We start from the raw sequence: 16,194 nt of genomic DNA, 5'->3' as shown, positions 1-16,194 counted from the left end.
ACTCTGTGCACCCTGTGGGCGTGAATGCAGCAATATATATTTTTTGTTATCATTTTTTCTCAGGACAAATGCATCAATAAGAAAAACAATAAAAAAGGATCCCAATGTCCTCTGATTTCTTGTGAAAGCAGAGAGATGTCATGTAGACTGCTGATATAATAGCGGTTTTCCATTGTATTATCACCGTTTTTCTTTTCTTTTGTACTGACACATAAAACGATACTTTTCAATCTTTTCATCTTTATCAGTTGGATTTGTAAATAAACTTTTTTGTTTTCATTAATTTATTTCATGATGTTTCTTTTTATAAAATTTTCATAAAAAAACTGATTTGATATCAGTTTTTTAAATCATTTACGCTTTTTTTGTATTCCAAATACCAACGACTTCATTAACAGTTGATATTGTCACAAACACTTTAAAGTCTGCCTTGTGGAGAAAATCCAATAAAATCTTATATTCATTATTACTCATAATAGTCACAAGCTCCACACGGTTTTCTTTCTCAAAACCTCCCTGTACCTGATACAAAGTTACCCCTCGTTTCATTGTATCAAGAATAAAATTTTGAATTTTCTCATACTCATCAGATACAATACAGATTTTCTTTTTCTTATTGATACCGCCAATAAAATAATCTACGACCAAACCATTTGCGTATGTTCCCAATACACTCACGATAAATGTTCCGATATTGTACACTAGAAGTGAACTCATTGCGGTTATCATCCCTGCCATTGTTACAGCTTTTCCAATTTCCATATGGGTATATTTGCTTACAATTTTTGCGACGATATCTAAACCACCAGAAGATGCATTCACATTAAATAATAGTGCCTGTCCAAAACCAACAAGCAATACATTACATATCAGATCATATACATTATTTCCTGTTAGAGAACCATTTAATGGAAACACCGCTTCATAAAAGCCTAGAAATACTGGAAATAATAATGATGTATAAACCGTTTTTACACCAAATTCCTTTCCAATAAATATAAAGCCTATGATTAATAATCCAACATTTAAAATCATCGTGATTACAGAAATTGATAAACCACTTAATTGGGCAAGCACCATCGCCAAACCAGAAATACTACCCACAACGATCCCACTGGGTATCATAAAAAAGTAAACACCCAATGATGTAAAAAATAATGCAAGTGTCATGATGACATATTCCCTCAGATTCTCTTTTTTCAGCATATCTTAACCTCCAGTAAAATCAAACTTTCCTCATATACTTTACCATAAATTCAAAGAAAGAAATAGAATTATATTGCCCAGCCATTAGGAAAAAGGTGGTAAAAAAAACAGATCATATCCTAATTGGTTGATCTGTTTCTTCCTGTGTTAAGCCTGATATGCGATTTTTCCGTTGATAATCGTATAATCAACATGATTCATGGCATCTAATAAACTGCTGTCACAGATAATTAAATCTGCATCTTTGCCTTCTTTGATACTTCCAATTTGATCATCTAATCCAAGAATTTTAGCAGGATTGATGGTGATTGCTTTTAATGCCTCCATTTCATCTAATCCACTCTTCATAGCTAATGCCGCACATAATGGTAGGTATTCTTCTGGAATAACTGGAGAATCTGTGGTAATCGCAATTAGTATTCCTTCTTTTTGTAGTACTGCTGGTGTTTTAAATGATTTATGTGCCAATTCTAATTTTGTCTTATGTCCAAAGGATGGCCCTACAATTGCTGGAAAACCACTTTCTTTAATTTGTTTCTTAATAATTTCACCATCTGTACAATGATCTAATGTTACTTTGATATCAAATTCTTTTGCAATCCGGATAACCGTAAGTATATCATCCGCACGATGTGCATGACATTTTAATGGAAGCTCTTTTTTTAATACAGGAATCATAGCTTCAAGTTTCATATCATACGCAGGCATCTTCGTGATATCTCCATTGGCTGCTTCTTTCTTCATCATATATTCTTTAGTTTTTATAAGTGTTTCTCTAAGTAATGCCGCAATATTCATTCTTGTACGAATCTTTCCTTTTTCACGATATACACGTTTTGGATTTTCTCCAAATGCTGCCTTCATGGCAATCGCTTCTTTGATTTTCATTTCATCCATACTGACACCATGTGTCTTATATGCCACAAATGTTCCACCTATAACATTGGCACTTCCAGGTCCTGCCGCTACAGCGGTAACACCAGCTTTACAGGCATTTGTGATAGTTTCATCCAATGGATTACAGCCATCAATAGCACGCATATGAGGTGTAATAGGGTCTGTTGTTTCATTGACATCATCCCCTTCAAAACCAATCGCAGATTCTTCCATTCCCAAATGACAATGTGCTTCTACCATGCCAGGAAATACAAACTTTCCACTAGCATCAATCACTTCATCATCACTTTCTTCTACATTACCTACTTTAACGATTTTTCCATCCTGAATCAGGATATCTCCTTCAATGATTCCTTCTTCTTCCATTGTGTAAATCTTCGCATTTTTAATTAACATCTTTTTTTCCTTCTTCCTTTTTCTATGCAACGAATGTCAAATGTAAACTGTATGGAAACAGTCTTTTTCCTAATGTATTATATCATTTTACAGAATTATCCTAAAGTATAATTTTAAGGAAATAAAAGAAAAAGCGCGATTTGCGCTTTATTCTGTATCTGTTTGATTTTCTGTAGAATCTTTAGTATTGGACTGATCATTACTTTGATCAGATTCATCTGTACTTGTCGTTGTCGTCGTTGTACCTGCACGATAACCTGGGAATGCACCCAATACATCTGAGATATCCGCATTTGTTTCATACAATAATAAATAGTCACCATTGACTTTGGCATTGTATTCACTTTCTTTATTATTGATATTCACTTTTACTTTGCCTTTATCCGCAGCTTCTTTTAAAATCTTTTTCATGTTTTCATCTTCACTTTTTACACGATACAGATATACCCGATTGTTGTTTGCCATAAAGCTTCTACCTTCATAAGCAGCAAAATCCATTTGATCGATGTTTTCACTCTGATCATAAGCAACACCTTTTTCTTTGAAGTAGCTCATCATGTTATCGATACTGTCTTCCGTATCTTTTTTAGCGGTGTTTGCTTTGTTTTCAACCTTGTTTTCTACTTTGTTGTTGTCTTTTTTGTCATCTTTTGTACTACATGCCGCAAGCATGGAGCATAAGGCAAGTGTACATGCCATTACTTTATATTGTTTTTTCATTTGATGAAATCCTCCTGTCCTTTATAGTATGAACGAAAGAAAAATGCTTATACCTTATAGAAACAGATAATTTTCTTCATCTTTAGCAAACGCCGACAGGCTTATAAAACAGTTTTTTAATCCTTGTTCTGAAAGAGTTCCCTCCATATATCGCTGCATGGATTTTTGAAGTTTGATTTTCTGGGTATTGTTCAGATAAGGCAAATATTCATTCATCATCATACGATAACAGAGTGCCCCCTGTGTATCATCAATAGGTGTTGATAATGCCTGATCAATTAATTCATAAAATCTTCTTACTTCTAATTGCTGCGTGGTTGTAATGGTTTTAAAGATATCTAAGGAATGGCGCAAAATAAGATAACGATAATTTTTCCATACCAGTGCTTGTTGAAATTGTTCAGGATATAATATATCAAGGGCCTGTAAAGCCGCAAGATTTTTCGTCTTTATTTCTAACATCATATCCATATCCATATAACGGATATCTCTACAAAACATTAAAAACTGCTGGGCATCCAGATAGGTCGCATGTGCGCCTTTTCTTCGACTCATATCTTGCTGGCTATAGTGGATTTTCATTCTGCCATCCTTTGGCTTCCAGCTTTTTTGTACGAGCAATAATGTTTGATATAGATTTAAATCAGGAAAAGATGGTAATATCTCATGATGCAGATTATCAAAAATTACTGGAATTTGTATTTTATCTGATATGTATAAAACATCTTCTAATGTATAATAACGATCATCATTTTCGATGATCAATCGCTGTTTAATATCTTCATCAAGATGATGGAACACAAAGATAAAGCGTTGTATTGCTGCCATTTTATCACCATATATTCCACCGATATGTAAAATCAATTTACTTGTATCATCAAGCTCCATAAGATTCAAAATATCACAATGATATCGTAAATCTGCGATGGAACGTTGTAAAACATCTTCATTTATAGCATTTAACAAGGTATACTGTCCCGGATGCATACTTAATCGCATATGATAGTTTTTGGCTTTCTCTCCCAGTTTATGAAATGCTTCCTTGAATTCTTCTTTCCAATTCAACATATTGACAGGACTAGACCCAAAAGGAATCAAATCGCTGCTTAACCTGAAAAGAGCGATATGATGTTGATGGTTATATTCTAATATTTCATCTAGTACCATCAGATTATGTGTAATGATGTGATATAGATTTTCTTCTGTCGCAAATTTCATTGTACAGGTACGAAACTTTGGTAATGTATTACTCAAACACTGACAAGCATATCCAATGCGCATAGGCTCACCTCACAGAGATAGTATGGTGTTTTATTTTTTTGTATATACCTTGCCAATCTGAAAATCATAGGATATCATTATATTGGAAAAAGGAGAAAACTGGGACATGGAAAAGAAGTATTTATTTTTTGATATTGATGGTACACTGACAGACAACAGCACAAAGAAAATTGTGACTTCCGCAAAATGGGCATTAGATGAACTACAGCGAAATGGTCACTTTGTGGCAATTGCGACTGGACGTGCCCATTATAAAGCAAGGGGTTTTATGGAAAGCATAGGACTACATCACATGGTATGTTGTGGTGGCAATGGATTAGTAATCAATGATCAGCTGATACAAAATATCCCCTTAGATCGTGAAGAAGCCATTCGCACTTATGAGAAAGCTTCAGCACTTGGATATGGTGTATTAGCAATGCTGGATGATTCTATTGATGTGTATACACACAATGATGATTTTCGTAAACAGTGTGGCGATCGTAAAGAACCAACACGTTATATTATTGATGAAAATTTTGATATTCATCAGGCAAAGGAAATTTATAAATTATATGTATCCGTGCCACGAAGTGAAGAAGAAGTCTTCACAAAAGATGATCAATTAGGACATTTACGTTTTGTGGAAGATTATTTGATGTTTCAACATGATCGTAAAAAAGAAGGTATTCTGGATATGATGGAGCATTTACAAGCTGATCCAAAAGATGTGGTGGTTTTTGGGGATGACTATAATGATTTAGTTATGTTTGATGATCGCTGGCTGTCCATTGCGATGGGAAATGCTTGTGATGCATTAAAGGAAAAAGCTGATTATGTCACAGATAAAAATGTGGATGATGGTATCTGGAATGCCTGTCGTCATTTTGGATGGATTTAAAAGAGTCGCATATATTCGGCTCTTTTCTTTTGAAAAAACATATCCAAATAGGATATGCTTTTTGTTTAATCAAATTTGATTTCGTAATATTGAAAGGTTACGGTTTTCTTCAAGTGAGGCTTTCTTTCATCAAAACTGTAACGATAACTTAAGCCTAAGTCTTTGATGATTTCCCCACTCTTTACATTCTCTTTATCATGAATAGCGGATATTTTGGTAAAGCCGTTTTCTTTTGCCATATGTAAAAGGGCATTAGCTGCTTCCTTTAAATAACCTTTTCCACGATATTCATAGATCATACCGGCATTGAATTCCCCAATGCCACGGCCTGGATATAATCCATCAAGTGATATAAATCCAATAACTTTCTTGCTGGTTTTCTCTTCCAATACATAATAATATGCGATATCTCTTTCATAAACCGGTAGGATATAGGATTCTAGATATTGGGATGCTTCTTTGATAGTTGTTAATGGAAACCAAGGGCGATATCGATGTATCGTATCATCCTTGAATATTTCTAAAAAGGCTTCACAATCCTGTTTTACTGCTTTTCTTAATAACAAACGCTGTGTTTCCAGCGTAGGGGTATTGATTTTCTTTAACATTCTCATCCTCCTGCGTTTTACTATTTTAGGGTATAATTTAATTATTGTACTACACATGGGTGTAAATATCAATGTGAAATGTATCAAAATTTACATAAAATGTAAATAAAAGAAAAATATCATCCAATAATACATCTGATACATTTTGTTGTTTTCATATAAAAACCAGCAGGCATATAAAACTGCCTGCTGGAAGTATTACCTTCTGGCATTGAGTGATTGAATGAGTTTCACGATTTCATTTGGAATGGATGCAGGTTTCATTTGTGGCTTTCCTAACAAGTAACCTTGAAGGAAGTCTACCTTTAATTTCATAACCTGTTTCATCTCATCTACTGTTTCTACACCTTCCGCAATAATCAACATGCCACGTTCATGTCCATAGGATACGATGTTCTCTACAATCTTTTGTTTATCGTTATCTTTGTCTATGTTATGAATAAAACTCATATCGATCTTGATATATTTTGGTGTAATACTCAATAATAAAATTTCTGAGTTATAGCCACTTCCATAATCATCAAGAGCAAGTGCGCCATGCCACTTTTCTACGAACTTCTGTTTCTGTTGATGCAATGTTTCGTTCATTTTTTCTCCTTCAGTTACTTCAATTACTACATTGTGAAGGTATGGCTCAAATGTTTTTTCAAACTTCGCTATCATTTCCGGTGATAACATTTCACTGGCGATGGAATTAACAAAAATCTTTGTATTTTCATCAAAATAATGGTTTTTGATGTTTTCCTGATAACCCTCCATTGCTTTAAACATCGTCAATTCTTCAATTTTTCCAAGTTTTGATTCCATCTTCGCAATATTCAAAATTTCTTCAGGATTCTTCAAATTAGGCATGAAAGAGCGCATGAGCGCTTCATAAGCAAATACAGAACCATCTTTTGTGGATACGATTGGCTGGAAGTAGTAATGCAGACTTTCAGTTTCAATCAATTTTAAAAGCTCTGCACGATTTCTGCTCATATAGGAATCATTGTCATAATCTGTTTTATTGAAATTCGCAAATATGCCTTTACAAGTATGCTTTACTTTATACATAGCATAATCAGAGTATAATTGTAAATTTTTGACTGTTGTTGCATCTTTTGGATACCATGAGATACCACCGGATACTTTTATTTTAAAGGTTTCATATTTGCCTAAAGTGATATAGGATTCATCAATCCCGTGTTTTAACTCCATCAGTAATTTTCTTAAAGGTTCTTCATCTTCATAGCCAAAGAAGAATAAATAGAACTCATCTCCGGAAACCCTAGAAATCATCGTATTGGATGGACTGTATTTCACGAAGGCTTCTGTTGCTTTGCGAATATAAGTATCTCCACTATCATGTCCATAATGGTCATTGATATATTTCAGGTTATCTAAATCAACCATCAATAATGCTGCGGTTTTCAATACTTCTGGCTCATCAAATAATATCTGCATTTCACGATGGAATGCTCTACGATTCATTAAGCCGGTCAATGCGTCATGATCTCGTTCATATTCAATAATGTTTTGTTCAAGGATACGTTCAGTGACATCCTCTGCTAATCCAATGACATGATGAGCATCAAACCAGGATATGGTAAGCTCCACAAAGATGATATCATTATCTTTTGGCAGATGATACACATATTTATGTTCTTCTTTTTTCTTAATATAAGGACTCATTTCTTTCATTTTCTGACTGAACTGCTCATAGGTCATAAGCGAAGAATCAATATCGTCCTGTAAGAATACAGAGAAGAAATTATCCGTGATAAAGAAATCGTTTTTCTCCTGATCATATTCAAATCCTGCCATTTTTACACTGGCTAATTGTATGATTTTGGTAAAACGGCGAAAAGAATCTAACAGATTCTGGTTTAGTGATTCAATAGAATCTACCAGCTGATCGATTTCCGTGATATCTGTCTTTTGCAGTTTTCCATCTGTCTTTTTCTGTGTTTTCAACTGTTTTGACAAACTGGTAATTGGTGAACTTAATTTAAAGGATATCAATACGCAGCCAAGCATACCTACTCCCAGTGTAATTAATCCTGCCAGTATCAAGGAAATATTGATATGGTGTGAAAATGCCATCAAATCATCATCTTTGATCAATGACATGATTGTCCACTGTTCATCCAGATATGGTGTATTGGTATTATACAAATGCAATGTTTCTATTGCGGCATAGACTTCATCCCTGCTGTTTTCTACATAATAGCCTTCTTCTTTTTGAAGAAGTGTTAAATTCGATGTACAATCAAACAGTGTACTGTCTAAAACAGGTGAATATACATTGGCTTTTTTAGTAGTTATCCCAAGTTCATATGATGCATGACCTGAACCGTTGATTTCTTCATTTGGCAATAGTGTTGTTAGATATTCTTCTAAAATAGAAATTCCCACAACACCATAGACACGCCCTTTTGTATCAATTAGTGGTACGCTGTATGAAATAAACGGCTGTAAGGTTCCATCTAAACAATTATTGGCACTCCAATAGCCCATATCGCCTAAAGAATAGTTTTTTTGTTTTTTCAATGCGGCCTGATAAGGACGGTATAAGAATTTATAATAGTCTTTTTCATGTTTTCCAAAATTAAACAGTGGCGTCCATGAGGTATCCGTTGAAATATTTAATTTTTGTACAATGCTTGCAGGTGCACGTTCAATCAATAAATCTGCATTGCGATTACTTGCTTTGGAAGCCGGGTCCATATCTCGAATATAGATGCCAGGCTTATCACTGACATTTTCATCTAAATCGTGATTGTTGAAAATAACATAGATATCATTGACACGATTGGAACGCAGTTTTTGTATCATATCATCTGCGATTTCTGCGATCAATGGAGAAGCTTCATTAGAACCATTATCCAATTGATCAATGGAAATAATGCCCTGTTTTTCCAGCATCTCTGCTTTTGTATTAATGGTTTCTGCCAACAATGTAACATCAGACCATGTATTGTTCATTTCATTTTCTAAAAAACCTTTTTTGTTGATGACACGTTCTTGTAAAATATCTCTTGAATTTTCTTCTAGCCGTTCTACGATTCCTCCAGCATAAACGCTGATTGCCAAAATAACAATTTCGGTAATCAAAAGGATACACATCGGCACCAGAATGTGTTTCAAGATTGATTTACTTTTTACTGACCTTTTTTTCACTGCCACATGCATCCTCTTTCCTGTCTGTTATATATGTTGCTTTATTTTACAAGTTCTTTTAGCTGTGCATATGTTTCATTGTACCATGCTTCAAAATTCTTGTCATTATCAAATTGGGAAACTGCTTCTTCATAGCTCTTTCCATTCTTCATATCCGCTAAAACGCTTTTACGATCTTCGCTTGCTTTATCTGATAATGAATATTCCAATACATTTCTAGCTTTTGTACCATTTTCAAAAGCTTTGGTTGTATATAATGTAGATTGGTGAATGGTATCAATGGCTTTATCAATGATTTGTTCTGTTTCGGTTGTCGTTGTAATCTTTTCTTTGATAACATCTTTATCATTAGCTGCTTTTGTGACTGGCAGATATCCACTGTCCACAGAGAATTTCACGTTCTGATCAAGTTTTGTGAACCATTTCAAAAATTCTGCACAAGCCGTTTCTTTTGCTTCATCAGATTTCGTTACAACCATGCCAGCCCCCTGTTGTACAGCAAAAGCTTCACCGTTTTCAAATTGAGGCGCTACAAATGCGGACATTTCAATCTTATATGATTCATTATCATTTAAGATCACTTCTTTAGGAAAGAAGGTTGCCCCAGAAGAAGAACCTACAAATGCAATGATATTTCCGGTTTTGATATCATCACTACGGAATCTTCCAGATGACGCAAAATATCCTTTAATATATGGCACATAATAATTATCCCATAGTTTTTTCACGATTTCTTTATCATAATTCAATGTGACACTGCCATCTTTCATCTCGAATATCTGTACACCATTTTGTCTGAATCCAATAATGAAATAATTTGCCAGTGCATCTCTTCCAAAGAATGCTTTTCCATCATTCTTTTCTTCAGTTAAAGAGTCACTCCATTCATAATATTTCTGAGAAACCTTGGTGACACCTTCGATTGTTTTTAACTCATCTAAAGATGTACCAGTTGCCTTACTGAACTTATCCCAATCTGTCTTATTCAGCATAAAGATTTCCGTTGATTTTGCGATTGGAAAAATCTTTAAACTGCCATCATTGGAAAATTCGCCTTCTTCAATATAGCTTGGAATATATTCTTCCAGTTCTTTTTTAGTGAAATATTTTGTTAAATCAACTGCATATCCCAATCGATCGACCGTATAGGCAGTATCTGCATATGCCGCAAAGATATTTGGTATTTCTGCCGCACCTGCTTCTCCATTGATAGAATCCAATACGTTGTTTTCTAAATCATTCACATTTCCATGACCGGAAGCTTTCACAATGATTCCCTTTTCTTTACCTACTGTATCATTAAATTCCCTAATTAAATCATTGAATGATTCCTGTTGAGCACCATTATAATAATGCCACAAACTGATCTGAACCGGATGATCTGGATCTAATACATCTTTCTTACTGCTGCACCCACTTAAAACCAGCATCAGACTTAAAACTGTCGTTAGATACACTTTTAATTTTTTCATAATTTACCCCTGCCACTTTCATTATCTTTAAAGTACCACATTTTATCGCATTTGTAAATTTTTATGAAAACAATCTTATAGAAAATTGCGTTTTTTTTCGAAAATTCTTGCATATTCCTTATAATTTAAAAAAAAGGAATTCTCATAGGTAGAGAAATCCATTCTTTTATAATTGATGATACGTATCATCATCCACAGCTTCTAGCCACTCATTACTGCCATTTTCTGATGGTACTTCCACCGCAAGATGCACAAACCAGCTGTCTTTTGTGGCACCATGCCAGTGCTTTACTTCTGGTGGAATATTAACAACATCGCCTGCCTTCAATAACTGCGCATGTTTACCCCATTCCTGATAATATCCTTCTCCCGCCATAACCAGAAGAATCTGACCACCTCCATGGTGAATATGCCAGTTATTGCGACATCTCGGCTCAAAGGTCACATTAGCAATACTAACACCTTTATTCGTCAACATGGATAAATAACTCTGTCCGATAAAATACTTCGCAAATGCTTCGTTTTTCTCCCCTAATGGAAATATACCGCCATTTTTTAATTCTTCATTTTTCGCCATAATTTTCTCCTTTATACTGCCTCTTTGATACAGCGCAATGCGTTTAAGCTTCTTGGATATCCTATATAAGGAAGACATTGTGATAAGATGGATATCAGTTGTGCTTCATCATTTCCTATACGGATATTTGCTTTGATATGGGAAATCAGTTGTGGTTCACAACCACCCTGGGCTGCTAAAAAACAATACGTAATCATTTCTCTTTCCCGCAATGTCAATCCATTTCTTGTGTAATAATCTCCAAAACAGTTTTCCGCCAGCCATCGATTGATGTGTACACTTTCTTTAGGTCCGCTTTTATAAAAGTCTTTCATATGCTCTCCAAAGATATCGACCTGTGCCTGTGAACCTTTCTTTAAACGAGTTTGTTTGCTTGTTGTAGATTGTGATGGAAGTGGCAGATTTATTTGTTTCTGTTTAAGAATATCATTTGCCTGCTTGATAAATGGATACACCTTTCCATATCCCAAATATGCACATGCCTGATATAACAGCTCCTTTAGTTCTATAGCCTTTAAAGATACCTCTAATGTATCCTCAACGATACAGGTAAACACATCCAGTGCCTGACATCCAACAAGACTGGCGCAAATCGCTAATGTACGTGTACGCTCATCCAATCCAGTTTCATCTTCTACATCCTTTAGAAACAGATCCATGCGTTCTATAAATTCCATATCTGTGTCCCATAGATTTTTTAAACATGTTTTCATATATCCTGCCTTCTTTCTTTTGATTTCTGACAAATCCATTGTAAAAGAGGAATGATATAATGTCTAATGCTTCATTTCTATAAAGTATCATGCTTTTTAAGCATGAAAAAAGAATCACTAGGATTCTTTTGTAAAAGCTTCTTTTAGATTTTCTAGAAGTTTATGTGCGGCAGGTGAAAATAACTGATGCTTCTTCCATACCAGTACCACACCTGTTTCAAGTGTTGGAGAAAAAGGGCGAAAACACAAAATGCTGTGTTCATCTGTGGGCGCAAGCTTATCAAAACAGATCACATGTCCCATGCCCTGCTCTGCCATAATTGCCGCATTATAAATCAGATTGTATGTGGATATAATCTGCAGGTGCTCGTATTCCTCATGAAACCAGCTGGCAATTTCATTTTGTACGATGGCTCTTCTGGTAATAATCAGATTTTCATTTCTTAAATCATCTGGTGTAATGACGTTTTTTTGCGCAAGCCGGCTGTCTTTTCTTGTAAGAACTCCCCATGTTTCTTTATAGGGCAGGCGGATAAAATCATATTTATCTAATTGCACTGGTTCCATCAATAAGGCAAGATCAATCAAGCCTTTATCAATCTTCTCTTTGATATCATCTGCATTGCCGCTAAACATATGGAAATTGGTGAACGGATATTGTTCATGGAAGGTTTTCATCACATCTGCCATCATACGCATGGCCTGGGTTTCCCCACTTCCGATAAAAATATCTCCAGATATCATTTCTTCCCGATTCGCAAATTCTTTTTCTGTCTTATCTGCCAGATCAATGATATCCTCTGCTCTTCTTCTTAGCAGCATGCCTTCTTCTGTTAATGATATTTGATTTTTTCCTCTGATAAACAGCTGGGTATGCAGCTCTTCTTCCAGCTGAATCAATTGTCTGGATAACGTAGGCTGGGTAATGTGCAGGATATTGGCAGCACGTGTAATATTCTGTTCTCTTGCGACTGTTAAAAAATAACGAAGGACACGTAATTCCATGAGCATCCACCTCTTTCATTTACTTCTTATTTTACCATTGCCTGCTGATTGAAACAATCTTTTCTATACTTATTATACATAAAATGTTACATAAATCTAATACCTGTGAATTATAACTCTTCATGCTTTTCAGGCATAAAGAAAAGACCCTATGGTCTTTTACTCGTTTGGAAAATTTACTGAAATGCCACTATTTTTTCCTCTGTATAATTCATTATCCGCTTTTGCGATAAATTCAAAGAAATCATCCATATCTTTTGGTATCGCATAGTAACAGCCAATGGTTATGGAAATAGTCTTTTCATAATGCAATGTCTTGGCATGTTCCATATGCAGCTTCTTGACTTCCTGATAAAGATGCTGGGCAATCTGTTTTTACATAAGCGACTTCTACATCATAGAAAAAGCCTAAAAATTCATCTCCACCATAACGTACAAAATATATTTGATCATTACATAATATCCGCATGATTTCAGCGATATCATGAATACAATGATCTCCACTCACATGTCCATAATAGTCATTGTACTGTTTAAAATCATTGATATCCGCAATCAAAACCCCAATGTTTTTACCTAAAGTTTTCGCTTCTTCAAATAATGGCACCAGTTTTTGTGAAAAGATGGTACGATTATATAAACCAGTCAGCGCATCATGTTGCGCAAGCTTTTTATACTTTAAAGACTTTTTCTTCATCTCTTTCTGACGCCGTTTCATATCACGCATTTTCAACTTCAGATTCATGCCTTCTAACAACATTTTTTCCTTTTCTCTTTCATTCTGTCTGGCAAGTTCATAGTAGATTTCTAGTAGATGATATAATTGCTGCTCATTTTCTATCATTTTACAAAAAGCAATACCACATTCGATTACCTTGATTTTTGCCTCTAACAAATCCAGTTTGCTCGCAATATTTCCTAACAAAGTCAATACTTCTTTAAATTCATTTATCAATGCTTTATCCATCAATGTGTCAATCTGTCCCAGGACTTCCAAGAAGGTATTGATATTCATATCTCCTCTTTTGCCACATTCACATATTTGTATCAATTGTTTTTTTACTTCTTCTATATCATGATTATGATAACTGATTAGTGCTTTTATAATCCCCATGTGGGCACGATTTTCTTCAAGGATGGAAAGTTCTGTATGTATTTCTGCATATTCATAGTAATATGTTGCCTGTTTAAAATCACCTATTTCACATTGAATCAATGCCAGATTCAATACTTCCATTAAAAATTCTTCTCCACCTGCATTTACATTATTCTTTAATGCCTGTTCAAAATAGGTAGCTGCTGTCGCATAGTCATGTAGACCATCATATATACATCCAATATTATTATAAAAGACACTGGATGTTTTATGGTCGTTATTTTTTTCGGCAACATCTAATCCTTCCAGATAGTATTGTAACGCCTGCATATGGTCATTGCCTTTATTATCATATACAACACCCATCAGATTATAACATTTCGCAAATTCACTTACATAGGGCTGATTCATCAAATGCTGAATACCAGTAATCGCATGGCATAAACATTGTTCCAGATTGGCATTTTCATAATATAACTGGGCTTCATAATAAAAATGTCTCCCTTTTACTGCATTACCTTCACTTTCCAGATACTTCATCTGTTCAATGATTTGTTTTGCTTCCAGCGGTTTGGTATTTCTGACTTCAAAATATAATTTGATCAACCCTTCATATTCCATTTCCATCATCCTCTAAGAACTTTATTCAATCATATTATACCTTTTTAGATAAAGAAAAACCATCTTAAGTAATGTTTTGTTTACAAATTTTTCCAGTTTTTTAAAATTTTTTATTTAAAAAGCAGGAATTCCTCCTGCTTTTCATGTATTTATGATAAAATGACACCTTTAAAAATTGTAAAATATAAAATTGCCAATATCGCAATCGGTGCTAAGTAACGAATACTGAAGGACCATATTTTACGTAATGGAAAGCGCAGCGCTCCCTCATTTTCAATCTCGTAAATCGCTGGCTTTACACCCCATACCCATCCAACAAATATACAGAAACAAAGAGCACCTAATGGAATCATCAGGTTGTCAGTAAATTTCTCCATCACTGCATTCATTGGCAGCATCTGTAAACCATTTCGCATATCAAACCATGGCAGGTTGATTCCCCTTGTTTCTAATTGTGACAAGGAATACCCAACAGATAACAGTGTCAATGGCACAAACAGCCATGCGACTGCTTTCTTTCTCGTAATATGAAATTCTTCACTCATAAAGGCGATAATACTTTCTAAGATACTGATGGCACTGGTCAAAGCAGCTAAAAATAACAAGATAAAGAATACTGCCCCAAAGATAATGCCACCAGGTATAGACGCAAATACATTAGGTAATGCCATAAATGCAAAACCACCACCCATGCCAAGGCCATCTGCTCCCATGGTCACAAAGACAGCAGGAATAATCGCAAAAGCCGCAAGGATTGCCACAATTGTATCCAATATACAGATCCACACAGCACTTTGAAACAAGTTCTCTTGTTTACCTACATAGGAACCATAAGTTATCAAAATACCCATTCCCACAGATAAAGAGAAGAATGCCTGTCCTACAGCCGCAACCAGCATATCCGTATTGAATGTAGAAAAATCAATATGCAGCATAAATTGAATACCTTCCATTGCCCCTGGCAATGTCATTGATCGTATAGCAGTTCCAATCAGAAGGATAAATAAAGCTGGCATCAATATCTTACTAATCTTTTCAATTCCATCCGATACACCTTTGATGATGATAAAGATACATAATCCTAAAAACAACAATCCCCATAACACTGGTTCTATTGGTTTCGTTATAAAGTTCACAAAGAAATCTTGATATTGTGTTGCTGTGCCTGAAAAATGTGCCCCGCCAATATATACCCCGATATATTTCATAATCCAGCCGCCAACGATACTGTAATACGATAAAATCACAAATAATGTAATGATACCAATGACACCTGCAAACGTCCATTTCTTATTCAATTGATGAAATGCACCAACGGCATTCTTTTGGGTAGAACGTCCTATCGCAAGTTCTGCCAGCATGATCGTTAAGCCGATTACAGCCACCACAATGATATAAATCAATAGAAACAATCCTCCACCATTTGCGCCTATCTTACCAGGGAATTTCCAGATATTTCCCAAACCTACCGCAGAACCAGCAGCAGCTAAAATAAAACCTAAATGATTAGTAAAGTGTACCCTTTGTCAAGGACAATTAAAAAAAAACCAGTGTAAATCTTAA

The 16,194-nt window shown here is 34.9% G+C and carries 14 protein-coding genes and 1 pseudogene; 1 reads left to right on the top strand and 14 read right to left on the bottom strand.

Translation table 11 applies throughout. The features are described from left to right. Positions 1 to 59: 59 nt before the first annotated feature. From DW761_RS20935 to uvsE, 5 genes are all read right to left on the bottom strand, one after another. Entirely contained in the window at positions 60 to 239 is a 180-nt protein-coding gene (locus DW761_RS20935) for a hypothetical protein (protein ID WP_147323339.1), read from the bottom strand. A gap of 115 nt (positions 240 to 354) precedes the next feature. Next, positions 355 to 1,206: a YitT family protein gene (locus DW761_RS19910; protein WP_199485668.1), complete on the bottom strand. Its 852-nt coding sequence runs from the start codon at positions 1,204 to 1,206 to the stop codon at positions 355 to 357. 147 nt (positions 1,207 to 1,353) lie between these two features. Then, positions 1,354 to 2,499 (bottom strand): amidohydrolase, encoded by a 1,146-nt coding sequence (locus DW761_RS19905; protein ID WP_117453208.1) that lies wholly within the window; start codon positions 2,497 to 2,499, stop codon positions 1,354 to 1,356. 147 nt (positions 2,500 to 2,646) lie between these two features. Next, positions 2,647 to 3,219, bottom strand: a complete 573-nt coding sequence (locus tag DW761_RS19900) for a hypothetical protein (protein ID WP_117453207.1) — start codon at positions 3,217 to 3,219, stop codon at positions 2,647 to 2,649. 54 nt (positions 3,220 to 3,273) lie between these two features. Next, the gene (uvsE, locus tag DW761_RS19895; RefSeq protein WP_117519140.1) at positions 3,274 to 4,500 is read right to left on the bottom strand and encodes a UV DNA damage repair endonuclease UvsE; all 1,227 of its coding nucleotides are present in this window, start codon (positions 4,498 to 4,500) and stop codon (positions 3,274 to 3,276) included. Positions 4,501 to 4,606: 106 nt separating this feature from the next. On the opposite strand from uvsE, the gene DW761_RS19890 reads away from it, so the two are divergent. Then, positions 4,607 to 5,380 (top strand): HAD-IIB family hydrolase, encoded by a 774-nt coding sequence (locus DW761_RS19890; RefSeq protein WP_117453205.1) that lies wholly within the window; start codon positions 4,607 to 4,609, stop codon positions 5,378 to 5,380. Positions 5,381 to 5,445: 65 nt separating this feature from the next. Here the strand turns inward: DW761_RS19890 and DW761_RS19885 are convergent, their stop codons facing one another. From DW761_RS19885 to DW761_RS19845, 9 genes and pseudogenes are all read right to left on the bottom strand, one after another. Beyond that, positions 5,446 to 5,988, bottom strand: coding sequence for a GNAT family N-acetyltransferase (locus DW761_RS19885; protein ID WP_158553858.1), 543 nt, complete (start codon positions 5,986 to 5,988; stop codon positions 5,446 to 5,448). Between the two features lie 198 nt (positions 5,989 to 6,186). Beyond that, positions 6,187 to 9,153, bottom strand: a complete 2,967-nt coding sequence (locus DW761_RS19880) for an EAL domain-containing protein (protein ID WP_158553857.1) — start codon at positions 9,151 to 9,153, stop codon at positions 6,187 to 6,189. A gap of 35 nt (positions 9,154 to 9,188) precedes the next feature. Beyond that, positions 9,189 to 10,619, bottom strand: coding sequence for an extracellular solute-binding protein (locus DW761_RS19875; protein WP_117519137.1), 1,431 nt, complete (start codon positions 10,617 to 10,619; stop codon positions 9,189 to 9,191). A gap of 166 nt (positions 10,620 to 10,785) precedes the next feature. Next, a complete protein-coding gene (locus DW761_RS19870; protein WP_117519136.1) occupies positions 10,786 to 11,196 on the bottom strand; it encodes a cupin domain-containing protein in 411 nt (136 codons plus the stop codon). Positions 11,197 to 11,207: 11 nt separating this feature from the next. Continuing rightward, positions 11,208 to 11,909: a carboxymuconolactone decarboxylase family protein gene (locus tag DW761_RS21570; RefSeq protein ID WP_233513140.1), complete on the bottom strand. Its 702-nt coding sequence runs from the start codon at positions 11,907 to 11,909 to the stop codon at positions 11,208 to 11,210. A 117-nt stretch (positions 11,910 to 12,026) separates the two neighbouring features. Next, complete coding sequence (locus DW761_RS19860) at positions 12,027 to 12,914, bottom strand: LysR family transcriptional regulator (RefSeq protein ID WP_117519134.1); 888 nt, start codon at positions 12,912 to 12,914, stop codon at positions 12,027 to 12,029. 159 nt (positions 12,915 to 13,073) lie between these two features. Beyond that, a complete protein-coding gene (locus DW761_RS19855; protein WP_117519133.1) occupies positions 13,074 to 13,244 on the bottom strand; it encodes a hypothetical protein in 171 nt (56 codons plus the stop codon). Beyond that, positions 13,216 to 14,631, bottom strand: coding sequence for a diguanylate cyclase (locus DW761_RS19850; RefSeq protein ID WP_158553856.1), 1,416 nt, complete (start codon positions 14,629 to 14,631; stop codon positions 13,216 to 13,218). The genes DW761_RS19855 and DW761_RS19850 overlap by 29 nt, the downstream gene beginning before the upstream one ends. A 149-nt stretch (positions 14,632 to 14,780) precedes the next feature. Then, a pseudogene (locus DW761_RS19845) lies at positions 14,781 to 16,142 on the bottom strand (sodium-dependent transporter); the annotation flags it as partial. Positions 16,143 to 16,194: the final 52 nt, after the last annotated feature.

The organism is Absiella sp. AM29-15 (assembly GCF_003434225.1).
Taxonomy (GTDB): Bacteria; Bacillota_I; Bacilli_A; order Erysipelotrichales; family Erysipelotrichaceae; genus Hoskinsella; species Hoskinsella hominis.
Note: the sequence above shows the minus strand (reverse complement) of the source record. Positions and strands in the feature narration are given on the sequence as shown.

What these genes read in the sequence shown, in the direction of transcription:
- DW761_RS20935 (WP_147323339.1), bottom strand. Translation starts at nt 239, where the DNA reads ATGAAAAGATTGAAAAGTATCGTTTTATGTGTCAGTACAAAAGAAAAG.
- DW761_RS19910 (WP_199485668.1), bottom strand. Translation starts at nt 1,206, where the DNA reads ATGCTGAAAAAAGAGAATCTGAGGGAATATGTCATCATGACACTTGCA.
- DW761_RS19905 (WP_117453208.1), bottom strand. Translation starts at nt 2,499, where the DNA reads ATGTTAATTAAAAATGCGAAGATTTACACAATGGAAGAAGAAGGAATC.
- DW761_RS19900 (WP_117453207.1), bottom strand. Translation starts at nt 3,219, where the DNA reads ATGAAAAAACAATATAAAGTAATGGCATGTACACTTGCCTTATGCTCC.
- uvsE (WP_117519140.1), bottom strand. Translation starts at nt 4,500, where the DNA reads ATGCGCATTGGATATGCTTGTCAGTGTTTGAGTAATACATTACCAAAG.
- DW761_RS19890 (WP_117453205.1), top strand. Translation starts at nt 4,607, where the DNA reads ATGGAAAAGAAGTATTTATTTTTTGATATTGATGGTACACTGACAGAC.
- DW761_RS19885 (WP_158553858.1), bottom strand. Translation starts at nt 5,988, where the DNA reads ATGTTAAAGAAAATCAATACCCCTACGCTGGAAACACAGCGTTTGTTA.
- DW761_RS19875 (WP_117519137.1), bottom strand. Translation starts at nt 10,619, where the DNA reads ATGAAAAAATTAAAAGTGTATCTAACGACAGTTTTAAGTCTGATGCTG.
- DW761_RS19870 (WP_117519136.1), bottom strand. Translation starts at nt 11,196, where the DNA reads ATGGCGAAAAATGAAGAATTAAAAAATGGCGGTATATTTCCATTAGGG.
- DW761_RS21570 (WP_233513140.1), bottom strand. Translation starts at nt 11,909, where the DNA reads ATGAAAACATGTTTAAAAAATCTATGGGACACAGATATGGAATTTATA.
- DW761_RS19860 (WP_117519134.1), bottom strand. Translation starts at nt 12,914, where the DNA reads ATGGAATTACGTGTCCTTCGTTATTTTTTAACAGTCGCAAGAGAACAG.
- DW761_RS19855 (WP_117519133.1), bottom strand. Translation starts at nt 13,244, where the DNA reads ATGGAACATGCCAAGACATTGCATTATGAAAAGACTATTTCCATAACC.
- DW761_RS19850 (WP_158553856.1), bottom strand. Translation starts at nt 14,631, where the DNA reads ATGGAATATGAAGGGTTGATCAAATTATATTTTGAAGTCAGAAATACC.